29 protein-coding genes and 1 riboswitch are annotated in these 25,264 nt (G+C 66.1%); of the genes, 12 read left to right on the top strand and 17 right to left on the bottom strand.

The window, feature by feature from the left end; translation table 11 throughout:
- Nucleotides 1-171: 171 nt before the first annotated feature.
- Together panB and panC are read left to right on the top strand one after the other, a co-directional pair.
- Nucleotides 172-999 carry a 3-methyl-2-oxobutanoate hydroxymethyltransferase gene (panB, locus tag FHY55_RS02810; protein ID WP_140012741.1) on the top strand — a complete coding sequence of 276 codons (828 nt, stop codon included), beginning with the start codon at nucleotides 172-174 and terminating at the stop codon, nucleotides 997-999.
- Nucleotides 996-1,841, top strand: a complete 846-nt coding sequence (gene panC, locus FHY55_RS02805) for a pantoate--beta-alanine ligase (protein WP_140012740.1) — start codon at nucleotides 996-998, stop codon at nucleotides 1,839-1,841. Before panB ends, panC begins: the two co-directional genes overlap by 4 nt.
- A 24-nt stretch (nucleotides 1,842-1,865) precedes the next feature.
- Here panC and FHY55_RS02800 read toward each other — a convergent pair whose 3' ends face one another.
- The 11 genes from FHY55_RS02800 to rpsU all read right to left on the bottom strand — a co-directional run bounded on the left by FHY55_RS02800 (nucleotide 1,866) and on the right by rpsU (nucleotide 11,801).
- Nucleotides 1,866-2,537, bottom strand: coding sequence for an ABC transporter substrate-binding protein (locus FHY55_RS02800; protein ID WP_210410526.1), 672 nt, complete (start codon nucleotides 2,535-2,537; stop codon nucleotides 1,866-1,868).
- Nucleotides 2,538-2,640: 103 nt separating this feature from the next.
- On the bottom strand, nucleotides 2,641-3,381 hold the full coding sequence (locus tag FHY55_RS02795; RefSeq protein WP_140012739.1) for an ABC transporter ATP-binding protein: 741 nt from the start codon (nucleotides 3,379-3,381) through the stop codon (nucleotides 2,641-2,643).
- On the bottom strand, nucleotides 3,378-4,364 hold the full coding sequence (locus tag FHY55_RS02790) for an iron ABC transporter permease (RefSeq protein ID WP_140012738.1): 987 nt from the start codon (nucleotides 4,362-4,364) through the stop codon (nucleotides 3,378-3,380). Before FHY55_RS02790 ends, FHY55_RS02795 begins: the two co-directional genes overlap by 4 nt.
- A gap of 97 nt (nucleotides 4,365-4,461) precedes the next feature.
- Complete coding sequence (locus tag FHY55_RS02785; RefSeq protein WP_254695405.1) at nucleotides 4,462-5,232, bottom strand: ABC transporter substrate-binding protein; 771 nt, start codon at nucleotides 5,230-5,232, stop codon at nucleotides 4,462-4,464.
- Nucleotides 5,233-5,272: 40 nt separating this feature from the next.
- Entirely contained in the window at nucleotides 5,273-7,102 is a 1,830-nt protein-coding gene (locus FHY55_RS02780) for a TonB-dependent siderophore receptor (protein ID WP_168222918.1), read from the bottom strand.
- A 139-nt stretch (nucleotides 7,103-7,241) separates the two neighbouring features.
- Nucleotides 7,242-7,444, bottom strand: a riboswitch (cobalamin riboswitch).
- Nucleotides 7,445-7,598: 154 nt separating this feature from the next.
- Entirely contained in the window at nucleotides 7,599-8,825 is a 1,227-nt protein-coding gene (gene nhaA, locus FHY55_RS02775; protein ID WP_140012735.1) for a Na+/H+ antiporter NhaA, read from the bottom strand.
- 96 nt (nucleotides 8,826-8,921) lie between these two features.
- The gene (locus FHY55_RS02770) at nucleotides 8,922-9,593 is read right to left on the bottom strand and encodes a GNAT family N-acetyltransferase (RefSeq protein ID WP_140012734.1); all 672 of its coding nucleotides are present in this window, start codon (nucleotides 9,591-9,593) and stop codon (nucleotides 8,922-8,924) included.
- The gene (locus FHY55_RS02765) at nucleotides 9,590-10,063 is read right to left on the bottom strand and encodes a MarR family winged helix-turn-helix transcriptional regulator (protein WP_140012733.1); all 474 of its coding nucleotides are present in this window, start codon (nucleotides 10,061-10,063) and stop codon (nucleotides 9,590-9,592) included. Before FHY55_RS02765 ends, FHY55_RS02770 begins: the two co-directional genes overlap by 4 nt.
- A gap of 60 nt (nucleotides 10,064-10,123) precedes the next feature.
- Entirely contained in the window at nucleotides 10,124-10,510 is a 387-nt protein-coding gene (locus FHY55_RS02760; protein ID WP_140012732.1) for a rhodanese-like domain-containing protein, read from the bottom strand.
- Between the two features lie 9 nt (nucleotides 10,511-10,519).
- Nucleotides 10,520-11,419 (bottom strand): MBL fold metallo-hydrolase, encoded by a 900-nt coding sequence (locus FHY55_RS02755; protein WP_140012731.1) that lies wholly within the window; start codon nucleotides 11,417-11,419, stop codon nucleotides 10,520-10,522.
- Between the two features lie 175 nt (nucleotides 11,420-11,594).
- Nucleotides 11,595-11,801: a 30S ribosomal protein S21 gene (gene rpsU / locus FHY55_RS02750; protein ID WP_007118112.1), complete on the bottom strand. Its 207-nt coding sequence runs from the start codon at nucleotides 11,799-11,801 to the stop codon at nucleotides 11,595-11,597.
- 115 nt (nucleotides 11,802-11,916) lie between these two features.
- Here rpsU and FHY55_RS02745 point away from each other — a divergent pair, with 115 nt between their 5' ends.
- Both FHY55_RS02745 and FHY55_RS02740 read left to right on the top strand, forming a co-directional pair.
- Nucleotides 11,917-12,621 (top strand): COQ9 family protein, encoded by a 705-nt coding sequence (locus FHY55_RS02745; RefSeq protein ID WP_140012730.1) that lies wholly within the window; start codon nucleotides 11,917-11,919, stop codon nucleotides 12,619-12,621.
- Nucleotides 12,622-12,628: 7 nt separating this feature from the next.
- The gene (locus tag FHY55_RS02740; protein ID WP_254695404.1) at nucleotides 12,629-13,621 is read left to right on the top strand and encodes an NAD(P)H-quinone oxidoreductase; all 993 of its coding nucleotides are present in this window, start codon (nucleotides 12,629-12,631) and stop codon (nucleotides 13,619-13,621) included.
- Nucleotides 13,622-13,639: 18 nt separating this feature from the next.
- Here the strand turns inward: FHY55_RS02740 and FHY55_RS02735 are convergent, their stop codons facing one another.
- The 5 genes from FHY55_RS02735 to FHY55_RS02715 form a co-directional block, all read right to left on the bottom strand.
- Nucleotides 13,640-14,185 carry a DUF4760 domain-containing protein gene (locus FHY55_RS02735; protein WP_168222917.1) on the bottom strand — a complete coding sequence of 182 codons (546 nt, stop codon included), beginning with the start codon at nucleotides 14,183-14,185 and terminating at the stop codon, nucleotides 13,640-13,642.
- Between the two features lie 381 nt (nucleotides 14,186-14,566).
- Nucleotides 14,567-14,881, bottom strand: a complete 315-nt coding sequence (locus FHY55_RS02730; protein ID WP_140012728.1) for a hypothetical protein — start codon at nucleotides 14,879-14,881, stop codon at nucleotides 14,567-14,569.
- 29 nt (nucleotides 14,882-14,910) lie between these two features.
- Nucleotides 14,911-16,332 carry a HAMP domain-containing sensor histidine kinase gene (locus FHY55_RS02725; RefSeq protein ID WP_140012727.1) on the bottom strand — a complete coding sequence of 474 codons (1,422 nt, stop codon included), beginning with the start codon at nucleotides 16,330-16,332 and terminating at the stop codon, nucleotides 14,911-14,913.
- Between the two features lie 38 nt (nucleotides 16,333-16,370).
- Entirely contained in the window at nucleotides 16,371-17,780 is a 1,410-nt protein-coding gene (locus FHY55_RS02720) for an NAD(P)/FAD-dependent oxidoreductase (RefSeq protein WP_140012726.1), read from the bottom strand.
- A complete protein-coding gene (locus FHY55_RS02715; protein WP_254695403.1) occupies nucleotides 17,781-18,515 on the bottom strand; it encodes a TVP38/TMEM64 family protein in 735 nt (244 codons plus the stop codon).
- 291 nt (nucleotides 18,516-18,806) lie between these two features.
- Here FHY55_RS02715 and rpmH point away from each other — a divergent pair, with 291 nt between their 5' ends.
- The 6 genes from rpmH to FHY55_RS02685 all read left to right on the top strand — a co-directional run bounded on the left by rpmH (nucleotide 18,807) and on the right by FHY55_RS02685 (nucleotide 21,821).
- Nucleotides 18,807-18,941 (top strand): 50S ribosomal protein L34, encoded by a 135-nt coding sequence (gene rpmH, locus FHY55_RS02710; RefSeq protein WP_012177012.1) that lies wholly within the window; start codon nucleotides 18,807-18,809, stop codon nucleotides 18,939-18,941.
- A 29-nt stretch (nucleotides 18,942-18,970) separates the two neighbouring features.
- A complete protein-coding gene (gene rnpA / locus FHY55_RS02705) occupies nucleotides 18,971-19,363 on the top strand; it encodes a ribonuclease P protein component (protein WP_254695402.1) in 393 nt (130 codons plus the stop codon).
- A gap of 165 nt (nucleotides 19,364-19,528) precedes the next feature.
- Nucleotides 19,529-19,750: a membrane protein insertion efficiency factor YidD gene (yidD, locus tag FHY55_RS02700; protein WP_140012724.1), complete on the top strand. Its 222-nt coding sequence runs from the start codon at nucleotides 19,529-19,531 to the stop codon at nucleotides 19,748-19,750.
- A gap of 167 nt (nucleotides 19,751-19,917) precedes the next feature.
- Nucleotides 19,918-20,415, top strand: a complete 498-nt coding sequence (locus FHY55_RS02695; RefSeq protein WP_140012723.1) for an SH3 domain-containing protein — start codon at nucleotides 19,918-19,920, stop codon at nucleotides 20,413-20,415.
- Nucleotides 20,416-20,502: 87 nt separating this feature from the next.
- Nucleotides 20,503-21,624: an aromatic ring-hydroxylating dioxygenase subunit alpha gene (locus tag FHY55_RS02690; protein WP_140012722.1), complete on the top strand. Its 1,122-nt coding sequence runs from the start codon at nucleotides 20,503-20,505 to the stop codon at nucleotides 21,622-21,624.
- A complete protein-coding gene (locus tag FHY55_RS02685; RefSeq protein ID WP_140012721.1) occupies nucleotides 21,621-21,821 on the top strand; it encodes a hypothetical protein in 201 nt (66 codons plus the stop codon). The genes FHY55_RS02690 and FHY55_RS02685 overlap by 4 nt, the downstream gene beginning before the upstream one ends.
- Before the next feature lie 78 nt (nucleotides 21,822-21,899).
- Here FHY55_RS02685 and FHY55_RS02680 read toward each other — a convergent pair whose 3' ends face one another.
- Nucleotides 21,900-22,433, bottom strand: a complete 534-nt coding sequence (locus FHY55_RS02680) for a nicotinate phosphoribosyltransferase (protein ID WP_140012720.1) — start codon at nucleotides 22,431-22,433, stop codon at nucleotides 21,900-21,902.
- Nucleotides 22,434-22,664: 231 nt separating this feature from the next.
- On the opposite strand from FHY55_RS02680, the gene ttcA reads away from it, so the two are divergent.
- Both ttcA and FHY55_RS02670 read left to right on the top strand, forming a co-directional pair.
- Complete coding sequence (ttcA, locus tag FHY55_RS02675; protein WP_140012719.1) at nucleotides 22,665-23,564, top strand: tRNA 2-thiocytidine(32) synthetase TtcA; 900 nt, start codon at nucleotides 22,665-22,667, stop codon at nucleotides 23,562-23,564.
- 26 nt (nucleotides 23,565-23,590) lie between these two features.
- On the top strand, nucleotides 23,591-25,171 hold the full coding sequence (locus FHY55_RS02670; protein WP_371707232.1) for a putative bifunctional diguanylate cyclase/phosphodiesterase: 1,581 nt from the start codon (nucleotides 23,591-23,593) through the stop codon (nucleotides 25,169-25,171).
- Nucleotides 25,172-25,264: the final 93 nt, after the last annotated feature.

The following is a 25,264-nucleotide window of genomic DNA, read 5'->3' as shown; positions in this document are numbered from 1 at the left end:
CGCTGAGGCTGGCGCCTCGGGTGCGCTCACCCATTCGGCCTGCAGGTTGGCGCTTGGGCGGGATTTCTGAAATGGCAACGCTTTGCCCCGGGTGCGCAATATTATTGCGCCGTGGTTGCGCCATCGGTGCAGACAGGCTATCGGCTTTCGCCACGCCACCGAAGGAACGTCATGAGCCAGAACGCCCCGCAAAAATCCATCAGCGCCAGCGACATTCTTGCCCGGAAGGGCGGCGTGCCGCTGGTGTGCCTGACGGCCTATACCACCCCTGTGGCCCAGCTTGCCGATGCCGAATGCGACCTTGTGTTGGTGGGAGACAGCGTAGGCATGGTGCTGCACGGCCTGCCCTCCACGCTGCAGGTGACGATGGAGATGATGGTGCTGCACGGCAAGGCGGTGGCACGCGGGTTGCGCCGGGCGCTGATGGTCGTTGACCTGCCCTTTGGCAGCTACGAGGAAAGCCCGGAGCAGGCCTTCAGGAACGCCGCGCGGCTGATGGCCGAGACCGGGGCCGGGGCGGTGAAGCTGGAGGGCGGGCAGCATATGGCCGCGACGATCCGCTTTCTGGTGGAGCGCGGCATTCCGGTCATGGCCCACATCGGGCTGACGCCGCAGGGGGTAAATGCCTTGGGCGGCTACCGGGTGCAGGGGCGAGGGGCTGATGCGGAGCGTATTCGCGCCGACGCCCGCGCGGTTGCCGAGGCCGGAGCGTTCTCGGTGGTGCTGGAAAAGGTGCCCGCGGCGCTGGCCGATACGATCACCGCCGAGGTGCCCATCCCCACCGTGGGCATTGGTGCCTCTGCGGGCTGTGACGGCCAGATCCTCGTGATCGACGACATGCTTGGCCTGTTCGACGCCTTCAAACCGAAGTTCGTGAAGCGATACGCGCATCTGGCCGAAGATGCCGCAGGGGCGATCCGGGCCTATGCCGAGGAGGTACGAGACCGGGCATTTCCGGGGCCTGAGCATGTGTTTGGCGACGAAGAGAGCAAGAAATGAAGATCCTGCGCCGAAAGGCTGATCTGCGGGCCGTGACCCGCAGCTGGCGGAGCGCTGGCGAGACAATCGGCGTGGTGCCGACGATGGGCGCGCTTCATGCGGGCCACCTCAGCCTTGTGGAGGCGGCCTGCGCCCGTGCCGACCGGGTGATCGTGACGCTCTTCGTGAACCCGCGCCAGTTCAACAGCCCCGAAGACCTTGCCAAATATCCGCGCACCGAGGAGAGCGATGCGGAAAAGCTCGCGCCTTTCGCGGTGGATGTGCTCTACATTCCCGAGCCGGAAGAGATTTACCCGGAGGGCTTTGCCACGACCGTCTCGGTTGCCGGTGTCAGCGAGGGGCTTTGCGGCGCGGCCCGCCCCGGCCATTTCGACGGGGTGGCGACGGTGGTGACCAAGCTGCTGTTGCAGAGTGATGCGGATTTCGCCTTTTTTGGCGAAAAGGACTATCAGCAGCTTCAGGTGGTGCGGCGGTTGGCGGTTGATCTCGATATTCCGGTCGAAATCGTCGGCTGCCCGACCGTGCGGGAGGAGGATGGCCTTGCCATGTCGTCCCGCAACCAACGCCTTGGCCCGAAGGGCCGCGCGGCGGCACCGGCGATGCGTGCGGCGCTGGAAGAGGCGGCCCATGCGCTTGTTGGCGGTGCGTCAGCCGAGGGTGCGCTCGACATCGCGCGGCAGGCTTTGACCGCCGCCGGTTACGAGCAGATTGACTACCTCGAATTGCGTGCCGACCCGGGCCTGTTGCCGGTGAGCACGCTTGATGGCCCGGCACGGCTTTTTGCCGCTGCGTGGATGGATGGCGTTCGGCTGATCGACAACCTCCCGGTGGCCGCTGCATAGCGCCACCTGCGCCCTACGCCTGCCCTAGGTGAGCGCCTTCAGGATGGCATCGAGCCCGTCCGTCATGGCGGCGGGGCCGGGCTGGAGGATGATGGGCGATTTGATTTCGTGGATGCGCTGGTTGGCAACGGCGGGGATATCTTGCCAGCCGGGGCGGGAGGTGATGCGCTCTGTGCGGACCTTCTTGCCGCACCATGAGGCGAGGATCACATCGGGAGCGGCCTCGATCACCTGATCGGGGGTGATGATGCGGTTTTTGGCAGCCTGCTCGCGGGCGAGGTGGGCGAAGGCATCGGTGGCGCCGGTGGCCTCGATCAACTCGGAGACCCAGCCGATGCCGGAGATCATCGGCTCGTCCCATTCTTCGAAATAGACCTTGAGGCCCTTGGCGGGAGCGTCAGCGCGCAGGGCGGAGAGCCGGGCGCGGTAGCTGCTCGTCAAAGCCTGCGCCTTTTCCTCGCAAGCCGTGAGGGCACCGAGGGTTTCGATCATGTCGAAAATGCCGGAAAGGCCGCGCTGGTTGAAGCCGTAGACAGCCACGCCTTCGCGCAGGAGGGCGGCGGCGATATCGGCCTGAAGGTCGGAGAAGGTGAGCACGAGGTCGGGCTTGAGGGCCATGACCTTGGGGATGTCGGCGGAGGTGAAGGCCGACACGCGGGGCTTTTGCTGGCGCACGCCGGGGGGGGCGGACGGCATAGCCGGAGACGCCAACGATGCGATCTTGCTGGCCGAGGAGGTAGAGGGTTTCGACGGTTTCCTCGGTGAGGCAGACGATACGTTCTGGCGGGAAGGGCATGGGCTAGGTCAGGCCTGTGGGTTGGAACAGGGGGCCGTGGTCGGTGAAGATGAAGCTGCCCGTGATCTGGAAGACATCGGCCAGCAGATCGGCGGTGAGCACCTGCTCGGGCGGGCCATCGGCGGCGATGCGCCCCTCGTGCAGCACCACGAGCCGGGTGCAATGGCGGGCGGCGAGGGAGAGATCGTGCAGGGCGGCCACTACGGCGCGGCCCTCGGCGGCGAGGCGGGCGAAGAGCTGCATGGTGGCGATCTGAGCCGCAGGGTCGAGCCCGGCGATGGGCTCATCGGCTAGCAGCAGCGGGGTTTGCTGGGCGAGGGTGCGGGCGATCAGGGCGCGGGCCTGCTCGCCGCCCGAGAGATTGGTGGCGCGGCGGTGGGCGAGCGCGGTGAGATTCATCTGGGCGATGGCCTCGGTGACGGCCTCGCGGTTGGCCAGGGAGGGCGGATGCGGGGTGCGGCCGAGGGTGACGAGGGTTTCAACCGTCAGATCCCATGCGATCTCGCGGGATTGGGGCAGGAAGGCCGATGCGCGGGCGCGGGCGGCAGGCGAGAGCGCCGCGAGGGAGGAGGTGCCGGTGGCGGGCAGCAGGCCGAGGGCGGCGCGAAGGAGGGTGGTTTTGCCCGCGCCATTGGGGCCGATGAGGCCGATGAACTCGCCGGGCGCGACGGTGAGGGAGACGTTGCGCAGGGTGTTTCGCCCGTTCTTGCGGGTGACGGAGAGGTTTTGCAGGGCAAGCGTCATAGCCGCCCCCGCAAGCGCCAGACGAGGTGGAAGAAGAAGGGCGCGCCGACGAGGGCGGTGACGACGCCGAGCTTGAGGTCACGCGCGGGGAGGATGAGGCGAGTGGCCGTATCCGCCGCCAGCAGCATGGCCGCCCCGCCCAGCGCCGAGGCGATGAGCAGGGTCGAGGGGCGGTGGCCGGTGAGCGGGCGCAGCAGGTGCGGCACGACGAGGCCGACGAAGCCCACGGCCCCGGCCACGGCGGTGCCCGCGCCAACGCAGGCCGCGACACCGAGGATCAGCGCGAGGCGCAGGCGTGGCAGGCGGATGCCCATGGAGGCGGCGGCGTCTTCGCCCAGCGAAAGCGCATCAAGCCCCCGCCCGAGCGGCAGGATCAGCGCCGCGCCTGCGAGGATGAAGGGCGCGGCGAGGGCGACATGGGTCATCGAGCGGTCGGCCAGAGAGCCCATCATCCAGAACACGATCTCTGCCGCCGCATAGGGGGAAGGCGAGAGGTTGAGCACGAGCGAGGTGAGCGCCCCGGCCAGCGCCGAAAGCGCCACACCGGCGAGGATGAGGGTAAGCGCGGTGCCGCGCGGGCCGGCGAGGGCGAAGATGGCGAGCACGGCGATGCCGGCCCCGGCGAGCGCCATGAAGGGCAGCGCAAGGGCGGCGGTATAGGCAAGCCCGGTCTGGATGGCGATGACAGCGCCGAGGGCGGCGGAGGAGGACACACCGATCAGCCCCGGCTCGGCCAGAGGGTTGCGCAGATAGCCCTGCATGGCCGCGCCGCAGAGGCCGAGGGAAGCGCCGATGAGCAGGCCGAGCAGGGCCCGCGGCAGGCGGATTTCGCGCATGACCATGGTGGCCGGACCGTCGGATTGGCTGACGAGGGCAGTGAGCGCCTCGGTAAAGGGCAGCGCGGCGGGGCCGATGGTGAGGGAGGCGGTGAAGAGGGCCGCGGTGAGGACGCCAAGGAGGGCGTAGAGGCGCGCCGGGGTCATCGGAGGGGCCTTGGGCGAAGACGCCTCGAAGGGCGGATGAGGAGCACGTGGGGGCGCTCTTTGCCGGGCTGTGCCCGCGCATCGCGGGGGGCGCGCGTCATTCCATCCCCTCCCGGATTGCGGCGAGGCGTTCGACGGTTTCGAGCACGGCGGGGGTGCCGCAGGTCCAGTCGCTATCATGCAGGTTGTCGGTGGGCACCCGCGCGCGCAGGGCCTCGACAACCGGGTGGTGAAGGATCTCTTCGGCGCGGCTTCTCGGGGCGCCGGGGCGGGCGGCGACGAGCAGGTCGGGGCTGGCGGTGGCAAGGGTTTCGAGCGGCACCACGCCACCGTAGGGCAGCCCGAGCTTTTCGGCCAGCAGGGCAAAGCCCGCGGATTTGACGATCTGGCCCGGCAGGGTGGATTGCCCGGCGGAGTAGCCATTGGCGGCATAGAGCGCGGCGAGCGGGGGCGGGCCGGGCGGCATGGGGATGGCGGCGAGACGGGCGTCGAAGGCGGCGACCTCCCGGGCGGCAGCCTCTTCGCGGCCCAGCAGGCTGCCCATCCGGGTGATGTTGGCGCGGATATCATCCAGCGTTTCAGCCGGGGCAAAGACCTCCACCTTCAGCCCCAGCCGCTCCAGCATGCGCAGGGTGTCGGGCGCGGTGAAGCTGCCTGCGATCACCAGATCGGGCGCAAGCAGGTAGACCTCTTCGGCGCGGGCGGAGTTGCCCGGCAGGGCACGGGCCTGCTCGGCAAGGGCGGACTCCTCGCCCTGAAGCATCCGGGTGACGGAAACGAGCTGGCCCGGCGCGGCGATGGCCAGCGCCAACTGGTCGGTGCAGAGGTTGATCGACACCACCCGTTCGGGCGGTGCAGCGAGGGCCATCACGGCCCCCGCGAACCAGAGCGCGAGCGCTCCGATGAGGTTAGAACTTGGCACGGAGGCCCACGTAGAAGGCCCGGTCGGCCTGACCGTAGCCATTGACGGTTTGATACTCGGCATCGGTCAGGTTCTCGATGCGGAAGTAGGCCTCGGCCCCATCGTTGATCTCATAGGTGACCATGGCGTTGACGAGGGTGTAATCGTCTCCCTCGATCGGGCGAACGAAGGTTTGCGCGTCGACGTCGAGCACATCGGCAACGTGCTGCACTTCACCGCTGAAGCTCCAGCGCGGGGCGAAATCGGCCTCGACGCCGAGCACGAGATCATGGCGAGGCACGCGGAGTTGGCGCTCGCCATCCGGATCTTCGCTTTCGGTGTAGGTATAGGCCCCGAAGAGCGCCGCCTTATCGGAAAGCGCCACGCGGCCCGAAAGCTCCAGCCCCTTGGCCACGGAGGTGCCGGGGATCTGGGTGTAGACGAAGGCCGCGTCGGAGCCGATCAGGTCTTCGACCTCGGTGTAAAACAGGGTGGCCTTCACGAAGTCATCGCCGCCCAGCCGCTTTTCGACGCCCAGCTCGGCGCTGCGCGAGGTTTCCGGCGTCAGCGTGTCATTGCCGTAGAACGGCGCGTAGAGCTCGTAGAGCGAGGGGGCGCGGAAGCCGGTGGCGAGCGAGGCACGCAGGATGAGGTCTTCCTGCGGGCGCCATGCCAGCGCCAGACGACCGGTGGTGTGGCCGCCAAAGCGGTTGTGCGCATCGTGCCGCAGGGCGGCGGAGAGGTCGAGCTGGCTGGAGGCGGCCCAGTTCACCTCGGCAAAGACGCCGGTGGTGTTTTGCTTGCCCTCAGCGGTAATGAAGGTGGCGGAGGCAAACTCCTCCTCGGTGTAATCGGCCCCGAAGTTGAGCTGCACGGCGGGCGACAGCGTGGCCTGGCCAAGATAGCGCAGCCCTTGGCGCTCGCCCTCGTAGTGGTTGCCCGAGACCGCGTAGTCCCGCTCGATGTCGTAATAGGTGGCCTCGAACTGGTGGGTCACCGCGCCAGCCTCGTAGCGGGCAAAGGCGCGCAGCCCGTTGGAGGTGCCATCGGTTTCTTCGTCGGTGTCGCCGAAGGGGAAGCCGCCGTCGATCGCCACGGTGCTCTTTTCGGCAAAGCCCGCAAGGCCGATGGTGAGCGCATCGGACAGGGCATATTCGCCATTGAACGACAGGCGCAGCGACGAGAAGCCATCGGCCTCGGTGTTGCCGTCGTTCTCATCAGCAGAGGAGAACCCGCCAAACTCGAGCCGCGCGAGGGTGACGGCAAAGTTGTGCCGGGCGCCCTTGCTGGTGATCGTGGCGGAGGTACCGAAGCTATCGAAGCTGCCAACCTCGCCTTCAAGGTAGACGTGGGTGCCCTCCTCGGTTGCGCGGCGGCTTTGCAGCGAGATCACCCCGGCGACGGCGGAGGAGCCGTATTGCGCCGATTGCGAGCCCTTCAAAACCTCGATGCGGCCAAGGCCGGAGGTGCCCATCAGGCCGAAGTCATAGGAGGGCGAGGGGGAGGATGGGTCCAGCACGTCGATGCCGTCGATCTGCACTTTCACGTATTTCTGGTGCAGCCCGCGCATCCGGATGTCGGCCAGCCCGCCGGGGCCGCCGGCGGCGGCAAGCGAAAGGCCGGGCTGGCGGGAGAGGTAGGTGGCAAGGTCATCATCGCCCGCCGTTTCCAACTCTTCGCGGGTGGTCACTTCGACGGTGGCGCCGGTGCGCTCGGTCTCTGTCTCGCCCGACAGGTCGGCGGTGACGGTGATCGTGTCGAGTTCATAGGCCTCCTGCGCGGTGAGCGCGGAGGCGGCGAGCGCGAGGGTGGCTGTGGTGGCGAGGAGGCTCTTCATGGCGCCCAAAGTCCTTGTCATGCGGCCCCCATGACAGAGGCCGGTGTGGTGAGGTGTCTTTGGAATGGCGAGGCCTTCCGCGGACGGTGCTTTCGTCACCGCTACGGAACAGACCGTTGACGCCGCGCCCCTCGCACGGGTTCAGGGTGATCGCCTCGGCAGGTCTCCTGACTTGCGGGTCATTGCGAGATGGCCGGCCTTCCCGGGGGTTCTCCCCCAGTGGCCCGTCGGCCTCGCTCTCCGCTCACAGTTGCGGGGGCAGTCGTGGCATTGGGAGTTCTTCCCGCACCACGTTCCCTTTTGCTCCGGGCTTTCGCCCGAACCGAAGCAATCTGGGGGGTAGCGCAGGAGGGACGCCAGGCGCAAGGGATTCGTTAACCCTTGGGCAGCGCCGCCCGGGGGGTGGGCTTTGGCGCCACGTTGGGCGTCATTGCCCCCGTGGTCGGCAGCGCGGGCCCGGAAAGCACGCGCTGCCGATGGGGTTGGTGGTGAGTGGCTACTCCGCCGCGGCTTCCGCCCGCTCGGCTGCGCCCGGCTGGTTGAGCGCCTCGGCCACCTCGGCTTCGCCGGGGCGCGTTACCGCCCGCAGAACGAAGTAGCCGATGAGCGCCGACACGCCGGACCCGAGCAGCACGCCAAGGCGCACCTCGTTCATCAGCAATGCATCGTCGAAGGAGAGCGAGCCGATGAAGAGCGACATGGTAAAGCCGATCCCGGCGAGGCAGGCGAGGCCGTAGATATGGGCCCACGTGACCCCGAAGGGCAGCTTGGCGAGCCCCATCTTGACCATCAGCCAAGTGGTGCCAAAGACACCCACTTGCTTGCCGAGGATCAGGCCGAGCGCCACGCCGAGCGGCACCGGATCGAGCAGCGCCCCGAAGGACATGCCCTTCAGCACCACGCCGGCGTTGGCGAAGGCGAAGATTGGGACGATCACGTAGAGCACATAGGGCGAAAGGCCGTGCTCCAGCGAGTGCAGGGGCGACTTGTTCCACTTGTCTTTCAGCGGAATGCAGAAGGCCGTTACCACCCCGGCGAGCGTGGCGTGCACGCCCGATTTGAGCACCAGCACCCAGAGCGCAACGCCGAGCAGCAGGATCGGCGCAACCCTGTGCGCCCCGCGCATGTTGCGCCAGATCATCAGCGCCAGCGGGATACAGGCAAGGAAGAGGTAATCAATCTTCAGTTCGGCGGTATAGAACAGCGCTATGATGAGGATCGCCCCCATGTCATCGAGGATCGCCAGCGTCAGCAGGAAGATCTTGAGCGAGGCCGGCACACGGGAGCCGAGCAGGGCAAGCACGCCGAGGGCAAAGGCGATGTCCGTCGCGGCCGGGATGGCCCAGCCGTGAATGGTGGCTGCATTGCCCCAGTTGAACACGAGGTAGACGAGCGCGGGCACAACCATGCCCCCCACCGCCGCCATGCCGGGCAGCACCACATCGGCGGGGTTCTTCAGCTTGCCTTCCATCAGCTCGCGCTTCAGCTCAAGCCCGATAAGAAAGAAGAAGATGGCCATGAGGCCGTCGTTGATCCACAGAAGGGCGGGTTTTTCGATGCCTTCACCGTTGACGGTGACGCCGATATAGGCCCCCAGAAACTCCTGATACTCCGGGTTGAGCGAGGAGTTCGCGATCATCATGGCGGCCACCGCAGACAGCATCAGCACGATGCCCCCGGCAGCGTCCGAGCCAAAGAATTCATCAATTTTTCTGCGGAGCATTCCCTATCCCTGTTTTTGCGCGTTTTTCCTTATGTCTTGAAATGTGGCTTTGGGTCCACCGGGTCAAGCAGATGAGGCGCGAGGTCGCAGGGTTTTTTAGCGCCGGGTGAAGATCGCGCAGGGTAGTTCGGCGCGAATTGCAAAGCCGAGGCTCTCATAGAGCTTGATCGCCGCCGGGTTGGAGGCGAAGGCGTGGAGAAACGGCATGTCACCTGACATGGCGATCTGGTGGGCGACATGGGCCGAGAGGCTGCGGGCAAGGCCCTGCCCCCGGGCCTCTGGCGCGGTGCAGACGCCGGAGATTTCGGCAAAGCCCGGCGCCGACATGCGGGTGCCGGCCATGGCGATCAGCTTGCCATCCTGCCGGACGCCCCAGAACGGCCCTAGCTCCAGCGCGCGGAGGGTGAAGGGGCCGGGTTTGGTGGCCTCGGCAAGGGTCAGCATCTCGGCGGCGTCCTCGGAGCCAAGGGGCGTGATGCGCGGATCGTCTGGCGCGGGCGGCAGGGTGCGGCAGGTAAGCTGCACACCCATGGCACGGAGGGTTTCATCAAAGCCGGGTGGCGTGGCAACGGGAGCCTTCTGCAAAAACACCGCCAGATCACCGGGCTTGGCGAGGGCTGTAAGATCCTCGGGCGCGGAGGGGTCGATGCAGGCGAAGGGGATGAGCCCGGGATCGTAGCGCAGGGCAGTGCCATGCTGCTGGGCAAGGTGGGCATGGGGGCCGGTGAGGGCGGCGTGGGCCGGGGTATCGAGCGGGTGGCTTGTCATGGGCGGTCTTTCAGCGGCTTTGCGTCGAGGCGGGCTTCGATGGTGTCGAGCATGTTCAGAAGCTCGGGGCCGAAGGGGGCGCAAAGGTCGGTCACGGCGGCGCGGGTGCGGGGCCAGGCTTTGGCGCGGGCCTCGGCCAGCAGGGTGCGGCCAGCAGGCGTGAGGGAGACAAGGCGGAGGCGGGCGTCTTGGGGGCTTGGGGCAGTGGCGGTTAGGCCAAGCGTAGAAAGCCGGGTGACGGCGCGGGTGACGCCGGGCTGCGCTGTGCCGAGGGCCGCGGCGATATCTCCGATGGGGCGCGGCTCCGGCCCGTCGAGAAAGGCGAGAAGCGGCAAGCTGGCGGCGGGCATCCGGGGGTCGATCTCGTTGAGGATGTCCTGCGTCTGCCCCTGCAACCGCTCACCGAGGCGACGGAGGCGGGAGCCGAGGGTGACAAGGCCGTGGGGGCGGAGGGCGTCAGTTTCATGCATGTGTATATAAGTGGTTATATACATGACCGTGTCAATGCCCATCGCCTCGAACGGCGCGGCTCAACCGTTAGACGGGGTTTTCCGGACCGGGGCGCCCGAGGCCATGTCGGTGGCGATATGGGTAAGGCCAGCCTTCTTCCAGCCCGCGAAGCCGTCTTGCAGATGGGCGATGCGCTCGGCTCCGGCCTCAAGGGTCTTGCGCGCCATCTTGCCCGACCGAACGGAAGAGCCGCACATGAGCACCACTCGCTTGTCGCCGTCGCTGGGCAGGAAGCGCGGGTCGAAATGCGCCATTGGCAGCAGCAGCGCGCCCTCGACACTTTCGAAGGCGTATTCGGCAGGGGTGCGCACATCGACCAGCGTGACCTTGCCCTGCGCGAGGCCATCGGCGACCTCTTGCGGGGTCCAGGTTTCGAGTTCTCCGTGATCGGTGGTTTCGGTTTTCATGGTGTCACCTCAAAAGCGGTTGGCAGGGATCTTGAAATAGGCGTGGCCGTCGCCCTCGGGCTCGGGCAGGCGGCCGCCGCGCAGGTTGACTTGTAGCGCAAACAGCATCCGGTCGGGCAGACCGAGAGTTTCGTCGCGTTCGTTGCGGAGGCGAATGAAGGCCTCCTTGGTTTGGTCGCCGCCGACATGGGGGTTGTGGGCGCGGTGCGCCGCGACCGTGGCCTCGCATTCGGGCTGCTCCCGGTCGTCGCTGCCATAGTCGTGGCCGATGAAAAGGCGGGTCTCGGCGGGCAGGGACAGAATTTCCTGAATGGAGTCCCACAGCTGTTCGGTGCTCCCGCCCGGAAAGTCGGCCCGCGCTGTGCCGGTATCGACATGCATCAGGGTGTCATGGACAAAGGCGGCATCTCCGGCAATGAGGCTGATCGAGCCAAGCGTGTGGCCGCGTGAGAGCATCACCCGCAGGTCGAGTTTGCCGAGCGCCAGCCGTTCGCCATCTGCCAGCAGCCGGTCGTAATCGCCCTTCACCGGGAAGGCCTCTGGCAGATGGTAGTAGTCGCGCCAGAGCGCGGCGATATCGGTGCACGTCTCGCCAGTGAGATGCGGCGCACCGGTGCGCTCGGCGAGCCAGTTGCCCGCGCTCAGGTGGTCGGCGTGGGGGTGGGTGTCGATGATCCACGCGGGCGCGTAGCCTTCACGCTCGATGCAGCCGAGCAGGTCTTCGGCAGCCTCGGTGCTGGTGCGGGCATGGGCGGTATCAAAATCGAGCACAGGGTCGATGATGGCGCAGGCCCGGCTTTCGGGGTCGGCGCAGATGTATTGCCACGAGCCCGTGTCGGACTCGTAAAACGCATGAACCGTGGGCCCGCCCGCGTCGGAGGTGCTGGTGATGCTGCGGCCAGTGGGCATGACGGGATCCTCCTGCGCTGGGTTCACAGGATAAACGCCTACCCCTGCGCAGTTGGTTCCATCTGCCCGCCCGGCGTGGCAACGGGGCCAGAAAACAACAAACCCCCGGGCGGAGCCGCGGGGGTCGTCGTAGGCAGAGGCCGAAGCCGCCGCCGTTCGTGTGCCGATGGGTGACTTACATCATCCCTTCGCGCTGGGCCTTCTTCCGAGCCAGCTTCCGCGCACGGCGGATCGCTTCGGCCTTTTCACGGGCTTTCTTCTCGGACGGCTTCTCGAAGTGTTGCTTGAGTTTCATCTCACGAAACACCCCCTCGCGCTGAAGTTTCTTCTTCAGAGCACGAAGCGCCTGATCGACGTTGTTGTCACGAACGCTCACCTGCATGTGGTTGTCACCACCTTTCTGATTAGAGTTGCAAGAGTTTGCAGGAGCGCGCCGTATAGCAAAGGGTCGGGCATCTGTCTACACTCCGGCGAAATTTGCCCTATGTTGCGGTGACATGACCGATCACAGCCCAGAATCCCCCGCAAAAGCTGCCATTCTCGATGCCGCCCTGCCCCATGTGGCCTTCGACGGATGGTCTGACGAGGCCCTCAAACGCGCTGCCGAGGAGGCGGGCGTGAGCGAGTCGGAGGCGCGTGCGCACTTCCCGAAGGGCGCGGTGGATCTTGCGCTGGCCTTCCATGCGCGGGGCGATGCGAAGATGCTGGCGGCGCTGGATGAGGCGGATTTGGGCGAGATGCGGTTTTCTGACCGGATTGCCCACGCGGTGCGGCTGCGGCTGGAGGCGATTGAGGGCGAGAAGGAGGCGGTGCGCCGCGCAGCCTCGCTCTTTGCCCTGCCGCAGAATGCCGCTGCCGGGGCGGGCGCGGTGTGGGGCACCGCCGATGCGATCTGGCGGGCGCTGGGGGACACCTCGGAGGATCTCAACTGGTATTCGAAGCGGGCCACGCTCTCTGCCGTCTATTCGGCCACCCTGCTCTACTGGCTGGGCGACGAGAGCGCAGGCCATGAGGCGACATGGGCGTTTCTGGAGCGCCGGATTGCCGATGTGATGCGGGTGGAGAAGGTGAAGGCGCAGCTCAGGAAGAACCCGCTGACCAAGGGGCTGATGGCCGGGCCGGAATGGCTGGCCTCCAAGGTGCGCGCCCCGCGCAGCACCCCGCCTGCCGACATGCCGGGGCATATGAGCACGAGAGACTGACAGAAGGATGGTGTTTGCAATGATGATGCGGGCGATGGAAATCTCGGAGCCGGGCGGGCCGGAGGTGTTGCAGCCAACGGATGTGACGGTGCCTGCGCCGCAGGCGGGCGAGATTGTGATCAAGGTGGCCTTTGCCGGGGTGAACCGCCCGGATGCGCTGCAACGCGCCGGGGCCTATGACCCGCCGCCCGATGCTTCCCCCCTGCCCGGGCTTGAGTGCTCTGGCGAGGTCTTTGCGGCTGGCGAAGGCGCGCGCTGGAAGGTGGGCGACAAGGTCTGCGCCCTGCTGCCGGGCGGCGGCTATGCCGAATACGTCAAATGCCCCGCCGATCATGCGCTGCCGGTGCCTGAGGGCATGGGGATGAAAGAGGCGGCCTGCCTGCCGGAAACCTTCTTTACCGTCTATTCCAACGTCTTCATGCGCGGTGGGCTGAAGGCGGGCGAGGTGTTTCTCGTGCATGGCGGCTCGTCGGGGATTGGGACCACGGCGATTCAGCTGGCCACGGCCTTTGGCGCGCGGGTGTTCACCACCGCCGGGTCGAAGGAGAAGTGCGATGCCTGCCTCAAGCTGGGCGCAGAGCGGGCGATCAACTACCGCGAAGAGGATTTCGTGGAGGTACTGAAGGCCGAGGGCGGGGCCAACCTGGTGCTCGACATGGTGGGCGGTGAGTACATTCCGCGCAACGTGCAGGCGCTGGCGATGGAGGGGCGGATGGTGCACATCGCGTTCCTCGGCGGGCCGAAGGCGGAGCTGAACTTTGCGCAGGTCATGGCGCGGCGGCTGACGATTACGGGCAGCACCCTGCGCCCGCAGTCGGTGGCGGCGAAGGCCGGGATTGCGGCAGAGCTTGAGGCCAAGGTCTGGCCACTGCTGGCCTCGGGCCGGGTGGCGCCGGTGATGGATTCGACCTTTCCGCTGGCCGAGGCCGCCAAGGCCCATGCCCGGATGGAAAGCTCGGAGCATATCGGCAAGATCGTACTGGAGGTGGCGGGGGAGTGATGCCGGCCTGATGCCGACTCAGCCGAACGGCCCCCGATCATAAGGTGGCATGTCGCGCATCCGACGGTAAAGCCAGAGCAGATGCTCAAAGACGCGCGGGTTATCACCGCGCATCTTTCGGATCGGCGCGGCGTATGTATTGACGATTGCGATGATTGTGCCCCGCAGGGTTTGCCGGACAATCAGATAATCTATCGCGCCGGAACGGACTCCGGCCGCGAGAAACTCGTATTGATTGAGCAGGAAGCGCGACGCATCAAAGAAGCTTGGAGCGTCGATGGAGGACTCTTCGGAAACGTCCCAGAATGCTGCCAACTGGTCGCTTGAGAGCGGCTTACCGAGGGGCATGGCCCGGTTTCGGACCACATAGGCGTTGATAAGGTATTCGCGGTCAGTACGGAGGGTCTGGAGCGTGTCGAGCGCATGGGCGACAGAGGCGCTGCGCCAACCGATCCAAGCATTGGCGAAAATCGCCATTGCGGCAACCGCCACACCGCCAAGCAGAACCCAGGCATTGGGAAGCACATCAGGTTGACTGGCAAGCCATACCCCTATCAAGGCCATGCCTAAGGCCAGGGTGATTATCAGAAAATAGACAAGCCAATAGCGCCTGAATGGTGGCATTCTGGCGTTTTCCCGAACTTAGGGGCTTATATGATGCCGACGGTTTCGCGTGTCATGGCTCTTATATACGCGTTCCATGCCCAAAAATCAACTGACGAGAGGTTAACGCGCCGACATTGATCTGCACATCAACTTGCCCCTACTCGGCGGCCTTTTGCCGCTCAGGGACATCGACCGCGCCACACTCTCGAGGCGGCATCCCCTACGGCGGGTCGGGCAACCTGCGTTACCGCGTCTTCGTATTCGGGCGCGAGATCGACCGGGGGCAGGATTTGAGGCCGGTCGGGCCTTTCTGAGCACACGGGCGCGGGCGGGGCTTACTTACAGGGTTGGTGCCTTCAACGGGCCGATCGCCTGTTCTATACAGACGCGCAGGGCAACATAGGAGCCCTCAGCGAGTCCATAGGCGGTGCACTCCCGGCGCAGGTCGAGTGGCAGGCTCGGCCAAAGGCTGCGCAGGACGCCGAAGGAGAGCGCCTGACCCTGCATGCACATCTCGAAAGCCACGTCGGCATCTTCCAGCCCCTCGGCGCTGCGTTGGCACTGCGGGGCCACGTCGATCTGCGGAAAGTCCTCTGCGGCGAGGGGCGATGCAGAGACGAGGGCGATAGTGATGACGCAGGTTTTGGCTCTCATCGCGGTCTCTCTTTGCGTTCCCGCTCGCCCTACTCGGCGGCCTTTTGTGGCTCGGGCACATCGACCTCGGCAAACTCGCGCGGCAGGACAACGGCAAATTCGGTGCCCTCGGGGCCGGTGCGCAGCAGGTCCAGCCGGCCACCGTGGCCGCGGATCAGCTCGGCGGAGATGGCGAGGCCAAGGCCGGAGCCGCCCTTGCGGAAGCCGCCCTGAAACGGCTGGAACAGGTGCTCTTGCGCCTTGGGCGGCAGGCCGGGGCCGGTATCGGTGACGGTGATCGTCCAGCCCTCATCGTCCTCGCGGGCGGATATGCAGATTTCGCCCGGCTTGCCGGTGGCGACAATCGCCTGCCGGGCGTTGCGGATGAGGTTTGTGAGCACACGGAAAAGCTGCTCGGCATCGGCGCGTAGCGTCAGGCCGCTGGGAATGTCTTCGGCATAGGAGATGTCATGCTCGCCCGCCGCCAGCCGCTCGCTGTCGATCACATCGTTCACCACCGGGGCCAGCGCGAAGCGTGACAGCTTGGGCGGTGCCTCCTCGGCGCGGCCAAAGGCGAGCGTGCTTTCGCAGAGGTTCACGGCGCGGGAGATCGAGTTGACCAGTTTGGGCGCGGCGCGGGCCACCGCCGGGTCTTTTGAAATTTCCATCCGGTCAGCAAAGAGCTGGGCGGTGGTGAGGATGTTGCGCAGATCGTGGCTGATGCGGGCCACCGCGCCGCCGAGTTGGGCCAGCCGCTCCTTTTGCTTCAGCGCGGTGGTCAGCTGGGTCTGCATCTCGGCCAGCCCCTCCTCGGCCTCGCGCAGTTCCACCGCCCCGGCGGAGGGGGCAATGATGCGGCGGGCATCTTCAGGCGCGCGGGCATAGCTGGCCATCGCGTCCACCACCCGGTGGATCGGCCCGACGATAAACACCCGGACGGCAATGAAGAGCAGCAGCGCCGTCAGGCCGGAGATGACCGCCGAGAGCCAGAGGATGCGAAGCCCATAATCCGTCATCGCCATGCGCAGCTCGGCGGTGTCCATCGTCACCTCGATCAGCAGCCCGGCCTGCTCGACCGGGTCACCGATAACGCGGATCAGCTCCGGGTCACTCTTCCAGAGCCTGCGGATCGCATCTTTCATCAGCGCCCATGGGCCGGGGTCGCGCAGGTCATAGGTTTGGGTGACGGGGGCGATGATGGGGGAGGAGAGGATCAGCTCTCGCATCTCGTCGCGGCGGAGCACCACGTTTTTGACGCCGGCGTTTTGCAGCAGTTCGGCCTCAAGGTTGGCGTCAATCACCTCGTCGGTGGCGAGCAGGGCCAGCGAGGCGATTTGCGCCCGCTCCAGCCGGGAGAGCAGGAAATCTTCGCGGTAGCGCGCGATGGAGGGCACGAAGATCAACACTTCGGCCAGCATAACGAAGGCAATCGTCAGCATCAGGAAGCGGCCGGAGAGCGTATTCAGAAACATTTCTCGCGCGTTATACCATTTTAGCGCGGGGGCTGCGACTAGGGCAAAAAGCGCTGCACCAGCCCGACCACGCGCTTGACCAGGGGGCTCTCGAAGAGCTTGGGAGAGAAATAGGCACCCGCGGCGCGTTTGTTAAGTTCCTGCAAGGTCGGATAGGGCAGAACGGCGTTTGCCAGCGCAGTGAGCTTGTGGCCATTGGCGATGGCGGTGGCCCATGCGGCGATGAGTTCGCCCGCCTGCGGGCCTGCGATGGTGGCCCCCACCGGCTTGCCGCCGGAGACCATCAGCTTCAGCCGCCCGTCGAGCCGCATGGCGCGGGCACGGTCGCTGTCGTTATAGGTGAGTTGGATCACGTCGAGGTTGCCGCCGAACTTTTCGCGCGCCTGCGCTTCGGTGAGGCCGACCTGGGCAAGCTCGGGGTCGGTGTAGGTGACCCATGGGATGTGGTTGGTCTTGGCCTTGGCGGGCAGGCCGAACATGGCGGAGCGGATGACGATGCCCGCGTGGTAGCCCGCGACATGGGTGAATTGCAGGCCGCCCGCCGCGTCGCCGATGGCGTAAACACGCTTGTTCGAGGTAGAGCGCAGGCGGGCATCGACCTTAACCGCGCGGTCGTGGTCGACATTGGCGACGTTGAGGTTGAGCTTGTCGATATTCACCTGCCGCCCGACGGCGACCAGAAGGTGCGAGCCGGTGACGGGGCCGGAAGGCGTGTGGACCGTCACGCCGCCCTCTGCCGTGACCTTTTCGGCGGCGGTTTCTTCCATGATCTCGATGCCCTCGGCGCGGAGCTTTTCGAGCACGAAGGCGGCCATCTCCGGGTCATCCTTGCCCAGCGCCTTTTGCGCCTCGATCACGGTGACCTTGCAGCCGAGCCGGGCGTGGGCCTGTGCCATCTCCAGCCCGATCGGGCCGCCGCCGATGACGATGAGATGCGCGGGCTTTTCGCGCAGCTCGAAGATGGTTTCGTTGGTGTGGTAGTCCACGCCGTCCAGCCCGTCGATCGGCGGCACGAAGGGGCGGGAGCCGGTGGCGATGACGAAGCGGCGGGCGGTGATGGTGTGGTCGCCTGCGCGCAGTTCGGTGGGGGAGATGAAGCTGCCCCATTCGCGGATCACCTGCACACCGAGGCCCTCGAAGCGCTCTTGAGAATCATGCGGCTCGATCCCGGCGATGACCTCGGCCACGTGGTCCTTGGCCTTGGCGTAATCCACCTGCGGCTCGGCGGGCGCAATGCCGAAGGGCGCGCCGGTTGTCATGGCGTGGGCGTGATGCGCGGCGGAGAGCAGCGCCTTGGAGGGCACACAGCCGTAGTTGAGACAGTCGCCGCCCATCTTGTGGCCCTCGACGAGCACGGTTTTTGCCCCCATCTGGGCCGCGCCGGAGGCCACGGAAAGCCCGCCGGAGCCAGCGCCGATGATGCAGATATCAGCTTTGATCGTGGACATTCAGAGGCCTTTCTTGCCGCGCAGGGCTTTGAGAACGATGGGGAGGGCGGCCAGCGCGCAGAGGCCGAGGATGGGCAGCAGGATGTGCGGCTCGAAGATGATGCCGAGGTTGGGGGTTTCACCACGGGCAAAGACCTCGCCCAGCCCGGCCCCGACCGAGGTGTAGACCACTGCGCCCGGGATGATGCCGAGGAAGGTGGTGATGGCAAAGCGCGAGAGCGGCACGCCGACGAAGGCGGGCACGAGGTTGGCGACGAAGAAGGGCACGGCAGGCACGAGGCGGATGAGAAAGAGCATTTCCCACTGGTTCGCGTCGATCCCGGCCTTGATCTTGGCCACCACACCGCCCGAGCCTTCGAGCTTTTCGGAGAGCTTGTCACCCAGCCCCCAGCGGGCCGCCTGAAAGATGCAGATTGCACCCAGCGTGGCTGCGGTGACATTGAAGAGCGCGCCGGGGAAGGTGGCAAAGAGAAAGCCGCCGGTAAGTGTGGCCACTGTGGCCCCGGGCAGCGAGAAGGCGACGATGACGACGTAGATGGCGATGAAGGCGAGCACGGTGAGCAGGTAGTTGGCATCGCGGAAGGCGATCAGGGCTTCGCGGTTTTCGGCCAGCGTTTCAAAGCTCAGATGATCGCGCAGGAAGAATGCGCCGGTGAGCGCAACGGCGAGAATAGCCAGCAGCGGCAGGCGTTTGAGCCACGGGCTCTTTGCCCCCGTTTCTGTCATATCGGCCATTGTGTCATCCCTTTGCTTGCCCGTCAGTCATGGCAGAAGATGGGGGTTTGCCCTATGCGGGGCGCGGCAGATCACGCCCGGTTGATGCGGGGTGAGCACATGGAGGGGGTTAGGCCCCGGAAGGCGGGGTTTTGTTACAGCGGGAGGCGCGGACTCCCGGAAATGTTGCAAGATTCCGGTGCGGATCAATTGACAGGCTCCCACGTGGACCCTATTGAGCGGCTTCTAACACAACCGGCAGCCCGAATCCGATCGCGGCGGCCTGAACCGATCCGAACCGGAGCAAGCGCCATGAAACGCACTTTCCAGCCTTCCAACCTCGTCCGCAAGCGGCGTCACGGGTTTCGCGCACGTATGGCCACCAAGGCCGGCCGCAAGATCCTCAACGCCCGCCGTGCACGCGGCCGGAAGAGCCTGAGCGCCTGAGGCGCCGCGGGGCAGAGATGCCCGGCGTAATGGCTGAGGTTGACAAGACCGCCGGGGGCGAAAGCCCTGCGGCGGTTTTCGCTTGTCTTGAGATCATGAAGCAGCGCGCCGAATTTCTGGCCTGCGCCAAGGGACGGCGGGTGCATTGCCCGGGGTTCGTGGTGCAGGGGCGGCGGCGCGGCGAGGATGACGGGGCTGGCGGCGTGCGCGTGGGCTTCACCTGCTCCAAGAAGGTGGGCAATGCGGTGGCACGCAACCGTGCCAAGCGGCGGCTGCGCGAGATTGCGAGGGCGGTGCTGCCGGGCGCGGGACGCGCGGGATGGGATTATGTGCTGATCGGTCGGGCCGGAGAGACGGCGGCGCGAGACTTCGCCCTGATGCAAGACGAGCTGCGCGCCGCTTTGGAAAAGCTGCATGGCTAGGCCGGGCGGGCTCTTCGCGAACCCTTGGCCGCTCATCGCCGCCGCGAGCACGCCTCGAAGGGCGGCCGAGCGGGCCACCGGGAGCCGCTCTTCAAGGCCTCTCGGCCATTCATTGCAGCTGCGAGGAGGCCCGCTTGGGCCGATGAGCTGCCCCGGGCCGACGCGATGACCCTTCTTGCCCGCCTCTTCGCCCTGCCCGTCCGCGCCTATCGGCTGATTTTCTCACCCTGGGTCGGGCACAACTGCCGCTATCACCCCACCTGCTCGGCCTATGCCTTGGAAGCGCTGGAGCGACATGGCGGGCTCAAAGGCGGCTGGCTCGCCTTTCGCCGCATCCTGCGCTGCCACCCTTGGGGCGGCTCGGGCGTGGATGACGTGCCGAAGTGAGCGCTGCGCTGCGCTGTATTCCCGGTGTCTCCACGGGCAGGCTATTGCGCTGATCTTTGCCCGCCTCAGCTGGCCGTAGTCGGATTGTGGAAGCCGCGGGACGCGTCTCGATTGACCCGAGTGCAGGTGGCGGGCGATGCTGGGCCATTGCAAATCGGAGATTTCTCATGACCCGCCGCCTTTTCCTCGCCCTCCTCCTCGCCGCAGCCACGCTTGCCACATCGCTGGTGCCCGGCACGGCCTCGGCGCAGACCGTCTATGTACAAGATACGGATGATGGCTATCTAAACCTGCGCCGCGGCCCCAGCAGCAAGCAGGGCATCCTGATGCGCCTCACCGCTGGCACTGCCCTGCAGATAACCGGCGCGCAGGGCAACTGGCGGCAGGTCATCTTGCCTGACGGCATGCGCGGCTGGGTGCATGGCCGCTACATCGCGCAGCAGTATTTTGCCCAGCGGCCCTATTCCTTCGTGGTGCGTCGCACGAGCGATGGCTACCTCAACATGCGGCGCGGGCCGGGCACGCGCTTTGGCATCATCCGTCGCCTCCACGCCGGGCAGATGCTGCTTTGGAACGGCGTTCGGGACGGCAACTGGACGCAGGTGCAACTGCCCGATGGCACCAACGGGTGGGCCAGCCTGAAGTATCTCACGGCGGTGAACTGAGCGCCCGAAAACGCCGCCCCATGTCGCCTTGAGGCAAGCCCGGCCCGCTTTGGCCCCTCACCCTGAGGGCAGCCAAGGAAGGTGCCCATGCCCGATGATCTCTCCGCCGTCCTCCGCCCGATCGGGGCGGCCCGGGGCCTTCCGAACGCGCATTACACCTGCGAGGCCACCCATGCCGCCGAGCGCGATGCGCTGCTTTGGGGCGGCTGGGCCGGGATTGGTGTGGGGGCCGATGTGCCGGAACCGGGCGATGCGAAGCCACTGGAGTTTCTCGGCCTGCCGCTGCTGATGCTGCGCGGGCGCGACGGGGTGCTTCGCGTCTTCCGCAACACCTGCCGTCACCGCGGGATGATCCTTGTGGACAGGCCGCGCAAGATCGAGGGGGCCATCCGCTGCCCCTATCACTCATGGTGCTATGCCCATGACGGGCGGTTGGTGGCCACGCCGCATGTGGGCGGGCCGGGGATGAACCGGGCCGAGGGCATCGTGAACGACGCGCTCGGGCTGGTGGAGGTGGCCAGCCATGTCTGGCGCGATGTGGTGTTTGTGGATGTCAGCGGCCAGGCGCGGCCTTTCGAGGAGGTTCATGCCACGCTCCTCACCCGCTGGGCCGAGGTGGATGCGCCTCTGCATCACGGCGGGGCAGACAGCCGCTTTACCCTCGATGTGGCCTGCAACTGGAAGCTGGCGGTGGAAAACTACTGCGAGAGCTATCACCTGCCGTGGGTCCACCCCGGGCTCAACAGCTACTCGCGGCTGGAAGACCATTATCACATCGAGGCCGAGGGGTTTTCAGGGCAAGGCAGCACGCTCTATCGGCAGATCAGGGGCGCGGCGGGTGAGGTTTTTCCCGACTTTCCCGGCTGGCCGGAGAGCTGGGAGGAGGGGGCCGAGTATATCGCCGTTTATCCAAACGTGCTGATGGGTGCCCAGCGCGACCATGCCTTTGCAATTGTGCTGGAGCCGACCGGGCTGGCGACCACGCGGGAGCATGTGCATCTCTACTACGCCACGCCCAATACAGACGCCGCGCTGCGGGCACAGAACACCGCGCAATGGCGCGAGGTCTTTGAAGAGGATGTCTTTGTGGTGGAAGGGATGCAGCGCGGGCGCGTGGGGCCGGGGTTTGATGGCGGGCGTTTCTCTCCGGCGATGGACGGGCCGACACATCGGTTTCATCAATGGGTGGCGGCAAGGTTGAAGGGATGAGCCTTGAAGCGCGGCTGCTGGCTGCACATGCGGCGGGGGACCGTGCTGCGCTGGCTGGCCTCTATGCCGAGGCGGCAGAGGCTGGCGGGCCGGGTGCGGGGTTTTTCCTGACGCAGGCCTGGGTGTTTGCGCTGGAGGCCGGGCTGCCTGTAGCCGAGGACTACGCGCGGCAGCTTCGCGCGACGGGCCGGGCCTGAGCCCGCAAGAAAAGGCCCCCGCCACGGGGGCGAGGGCCGTTCGACCTTCGAGGGAAAAAAGGCCTTACGCCGCGAGGTTCAGGCGCGGTCGTCGATCACGAGGGTGACATCGCCCTCGCCTTCGCTTTCAAAGCCCACCACATCGTCTGCGGCGAAGCCTTCTTCTTCGAGGGCGGCGGTCAGCTCGCTGTTGGCTTCGATGGCGTCATGAAAGCCTGCCATCACGTTGGCTTGGGCGTTCAGCGCGGTGTCGAGGGCGTTGGCCCGTTCGGCGCCTTCGATCTCGCTCAGCAGAACGGTATCGACGGTAACGTCAGCGCCAAGCGCCTTGATCTCTGCGGCGGCTCCGGCTGTGGTGCCGCTGTTCAGCCCGGAGATCACCGTGCCGTAGTTGACCTGCGCATCGGCGCTGGCCCCGCCTTGCACGTCCTGCGCGGTGCTGGTCACGGCGTTGTTCACTTGCGACGCGCCGCTTTGAGCGGTTTGCGCGGCTCCGGAGGCAGCACCGGTTGCGTCTGCCTCGACGTCTGCGCCGACCGAGCCGGCAACGGCGGCGGTGCCGAGCGAACCGGCCAGAACGGCGGCGATTGTGCTTTTGGCAAGGTTGGTCATGGTTCCTCCATTTCAGTTTCCGCGGCGACGTGTGCCGCTGGTGTAGGGCGACAACGGCGGGGCGGCCCGGCTGTTCCGGCGTGTGGCTTTCCCCCGGCCTGAGGGCGCAAACGCGCAGGATGTCGCTCAAACCGGGCGCTCGGCTCCGCAGGTTTTTGCGGGTTCACGGAGGCTTGGTTTGAACGTGTGGGCCCGCTTCCCCAAGGCCCCGGTTTCTGGCATAGGCTGCCCATGCTCGACGAATCCGACGATATTCACCCGCTGTTTCACGGTGCCCCCTCGACCACGGAGTTCAAGAAGCTCCGCAAGCGGCTTGTGCGCGATACGCGGGAGGCGATCGAGCAATACGGGATGGTGGAGCGTCGCGCCGGAGGGGCGCAGGACAAGCCACGCTGGCTGGTCTGCCTGAGCGGCGGCAAAGACAGCTACACCCTGCTGGCCGTGCTCCACGAGCTGCAATGGCGTGGGCTGCTGCCGGTGGATCTGCTGGCCTGCAACCTCGATCAGGGGCAGCCGGGCTTTCCCTCAACGGTGTTGCCCGCGTTTCTTGAAAAGATGGGCGTGCCGCACCGGGTGGAGTATCAAGACACCTATTCCATCGTGGTAGACAAGGTGCCTGCCGGGCGGACCATGTGCGCCCTTTGCTCGCGGCTGCGGCGTGGCAACCTGTATCGGATTGCACGGGAAGAGGGCTGCTCGGCGGTGGTGCTGGGCCATCACCGCGATGACATCCTCGAAACCTTTTTCATGAACCTCTTCCACGGCTCGCGGCTGGCCACCATGCCGCCCAAGCTGGTGAACGAGGAGGGCGATCTGTTTGTTTATCGCCCACTCGCCCATGTGGCCGAAGCGGATTGCGAGAAGTTCGCGGCGGCGATGAACTACCCGATCATTCCCTGTGACCTTTGCGGCTCGCAGGACGGGCTGCAGCGCCAGCAGGTAAAGGCGCTGCTCGACCAATGGGAGGCCAATCATCCGGGCCGGCGGCAAAAGATGTTTCGCGCCCTGATGAACACCCGCCCCTCGCATCTGCTCGACCCGGCGATCTTTGATTTCATGGGGCTGGAGCGGCGGGTTCAAGACGATAGTGAAAATTCGAATGAAATCGCCCCACCCGTCTTAAGAAACTGATCACGCCGATTGCCTAGCTTGCCCGCGTGGCGGCTCCGACCGGGCCGCAAAGGCATGAGGGCGTCATGATGCAAGGGCTGAAGGCCAGCGTTCTGAAATTGCGGCGGGTGCTGCGTCAGGGATTTTTCCGGCCACAGATGATCACCTTTCTACCGGCGCTGATGCTCGCGGGCTACTGGTTTGGCGGCGAAGGGGTGATTCTGATCGCCGCGCTGCTGTTTCCCGTACTGGCGATGATGGGCGGGCTGTTTGAAAAGGGCGGGGCCGGGCGGCGCGATGGCGCGACCGACCTGCTGTTGCGCGAGGACTTTCTTGATCTGTTGGGCGAGGCGATTCCCCGCGCCGAGGCGCAGAACTGGTCGACCGCCTGTTTTGTGCTGGAAATCGACGACTGGGCAGAGCTGGTGGACCGGGTTGGCAAGACCGGCGCAGAGATTGTGCTGCGCCGCACCGGCGAGCGAATTGAAAGCGCGATGCGCGGCGCGGATTTTGCCGCGCGGCTGGACGGCCCCCGCTTTGCCGTGGCGCTCGACCCGGTGCGCCGGATCGACCTTGATGTTGCGCTGAACATTGCAGAGCGATTGCAGGGCACCGCCGGGCAGGCCGTGAGTATTGATGCGACCTCGGTGCATGTGAGCGTATCCATCGGTTTTTGCCTCAACACCCGCGCACCCCAGCAAACCGCCCCCTCCCTGCTCGGGGCCGCCGAGATTGCCGCCGAGGAGGCCCGCGCCAACGGGCCGGGCGGCACCCGCGCCTATTCCCGCGAGATGCAGGCCCAGATCAGCGCCCGCCACGCGCTGGTGGACGATTTGCTGACAGCCTTTTCCGAAGGCCAGATCAAGCCATGGTTTCAACCGCAGATCTCGACCGACACCGGCAAGATCACCGGGATGGAGGCCTTGGCCCGCTGGCTGCACCCGGATCGCGGGATGATCGCCCCGGCAGATTTTTTGCCCGCCATCGAGCAAGCCGGGCTGATGGAACGGCTGGGCGAGGTGATGCTGCACCACAGCTGCGCCGCGCTGCGCGCATGGGACAGGGCGGGGGTGAAGATTCCTACGGTTGGGGTCAACTTTTCTGCCGCCGAGCTGCGCAACCCCAAGCTGGGCGACCGGGTGAAATGGGAGCTCGACCGCTTTGACCTTGCCCCAGAGCGGATCACCATCGAAGTGCTGGAATCGGTGGTGGCCGATAACGATGACGACACCATCACCCGCAACATCGCCAACCTCGCCACCATGGGTTGCCCGGTGGATCTTGACGATTTTGGCACCGGCCACGCCTCCATCAGCTCGATCCGCCGTTTTGCGGTGAGCCGCCTGAAGATTGACCGCAGCTTTGTGATGCGCGTTCACGAGGACCGGGAGCAACAGAAGCTGGTTTCGGCGATCCTGCTCATGGCCGAGCAGCTCGACCTTGATACGCTGGCGGAAGGCGTGGAGAGCATTGGCGAGCATGCGATGCTGGCGCAACTGGGCTGCGGCCATATCCAGGGCTTTGGCCTTGCCCGGCCCATGCCCTTTGAAGACACCATCGCCTGGGCCGAAAAACACAACGCCAAGATCGTCGAAACCCCGATTCTCAAGGGCCTTGCGCGGGAGTGACGCAGCCCCTGCGCAGTAACATTTCCGCCCTTTCGGCTTGACCTTTCGGCCCTTGGGCGATTGAACCGGCGCAACTTGAATTCAGCGCGCGGT

This window comes from Oceanicola sp. D3 (assembly GCF_006351965.1).
Classification (GTDB): Bacteria; Pseudomonadota; Alphaproteobacteria; order Rhodobacterales; family Rhodobacteraceae; genus Vannielia.
This window is presented reverse-complemented; position numbering and strand designations above follow the sequence as displayed.

Bases quoted from the DNA above. Each gene is read 5' to 3' on its own strand.
- FHY55_RS02770 (WP_140012734.1), bottom strand. From the start codon at position 9,593: ATGACAAGCCACCCGCTCGATACCCCGGCCCACGCCGCCCTCACCGGC.
- FHY55_RS02795 (WP_140012739.1), bottom strand. From the start codon at position 3,381: ATGACGCTTGCCCTGCAAAACCTCTCCGTCACCCGCAAGAACGGGCGA.
- panB (WP_140012741.1), top strand. From the start codon at position 172: ATGAGCCAGAACGCCCCGCAAAAATCCATCAGCGCCAGCGACATTCTT.
- FHY55_RS02690 (WP_140012722.1), top strand. From the start codon at position 20,503: ATGCCCGATGATCTCTCCGCCGTCCTCCGCCCGATCGGGGCGGCCCGG.
- FHY55_RS02720 (WP_140012726.1), bottom strand. From the start codon at position 17,780: ATGTCCACGATCAAAGCTGATATCTGCATCATCGGCGCTGGCTCCGGC.
- FHY55_RS02790 (WP_140012738.1), bottom strand. From the start codon at position 4,364: ATGACCCCGGCGCGCCTCTACGCCCTCCTTGGCGTCCTCACCGCGGCC.
- rpmH (WP_012177012.1), top strand. From the start codon at position 18,807: ATGAAACGCACTTTCCAGCCTTCCAACCTCGTCCGCAAGCGGCGTCAC.
- FHY55_RS02780 (WP_168222918.1), bottom strand. From the start codon at position 7,102: ATGAAGAGCCTCCTCGCCACCACAGCCACCCTCGCGCTCGCCGCCTCC.
- panC (WP_140012740.1), top strand. From the start codon at position 996: ATGAAGATCCTGCGCCGAAAGGCTGATCTGCGGGCCGTGACCCGCAGC.
- rnpA (WP_254695402.1), top strand. From the start codon at position 18,971: ATGGCTGAGGTTGACAAGACCGCCGGGGGCGAAAGCCCTGCGGCGGTT.
- FHY55_RS02740 (WP_254695404.1), top strand. From the start codon at position 12,629: ATGGTGTTTGCAATGATGATGCGGGCGATGGAAATCTCGGAGCCGGGC.
- FHY55_RS02685 (WP_140012721.1), top strand. From the start codon at position 21,621: ATGAGCCTTGAAGCGCGGCTGCTGGCTGCACATGCGGCGGGGGACCGT.
- FHY55_RS02735 (WP_168222917.1), bottom strand. From the start codon at position 14,185: ATGGCCTTGATAGGGGTATGGCTTGCCAGTCAACCTGATGTGCTTCCC.
- ttcA (WP_140012719.1), top strand. From the start codon at position 22,665: ATGCTCGACGAATCCGACGATATTCACCCGCTGTTTCACGGTGCCCCC.
- FHY55_RS02715 (WP_254695403.1), bottom strand. From the start codon at position 18,515: ATGGCCGATATGACAGAAACGGGGGCAAAGAGCCCGTGGCTCAAACGC.
- FHY55_RS02800 (WP_210410526.1), bottom strand. From the start codon at position 2,537: ATGCCGTCCGCCCCCCCCGGCGTGCGCCAGCAAAAGCCCCGCGTGTCG.
- FHY55_RS02745 (WP_140012730.1), top strand. From the start codon at position 11,917: ATGACCGATCACAGCCCAGAATCCCCCGCAAAAGCTGCCATTCTCGAT.
- FHY55_RS02785 (WP_254695405.1), bottom strand. From the start codon at position 5,232: ATGGCCCTCGCTGCACCGCCCGAACGGGTGGTGTCGATCAACCTCTGC.
- FHY55_RS02725 (WP_140012727.1), bottom strand. From the start codon at position 16,332: ATGTTTCTGAATACGCTCTCCGGCCGCTTCCTGATGCTGACGATTGCC.
- FHY55_RS02755 (WP_140012731.1), bottom strand. From the start codon at position 11,419: ATGCCCACTGGCCGCAGCATCACCAGCACCTCCGACGCGGGCGGGCCC.
- FHY55_RS02680 (WP_140012720.1), bottom strand. From the start codon at position 22,433: ATGACCAACCTTGCCAAAAGCACAATCGCCGCCGTTCTGGCCGGTTCG.
- nhaA (WP_140012735.1), bottom strand. From the start codon at position 8,825: ATGCTCCGCAGAAAAATTGATGAATTCTTTGGCTCGGACGCTGCCGGG.
- FHY55_RS02730 (WP_140012728.1), bottom strand. From the start codon at position 14,881: ATGAGAGCCAAAACCTGCGTCATCACTATCGCCCTCGTCTCTGCATCG.
- rpsU (WP_007118112.1), bottom strand. From the start codon at position 11,801: ATGCAGGTGAGCGTTCGTGACAACAACGTCGATCAGGCGCTTCGTGCT.
- yidD (WP_140012724.1), top strand. From the start codon at position 19,529: ATGACCCTTCTTGCCCGCCTCTTCGCCCTGCCCGTCCGCGCCTATCGG.
- FHY55_RS02765 (WP_140012733.1), bottom strand. From the start codon at position 10,063: ATGCATGAAACTGACGCCCTCCGCCCCCACGGCCTTGTCACCCTCGGC.
- FHY55_RS02695 (WP_140012723.1), top strand. From the start codon at position 19,918: ATGACCCGCCGCCTTTTCCTCGCCCTCCTCCTCGCCGCAGCCACGCTT.
- FHY55_RS02760 (WP_140012732.1), bottom strand. From the start codon at position 10,510: ATGAAAACCGAAACCACCGATCACGGAGAACTCGAAACCTGGACCCCG.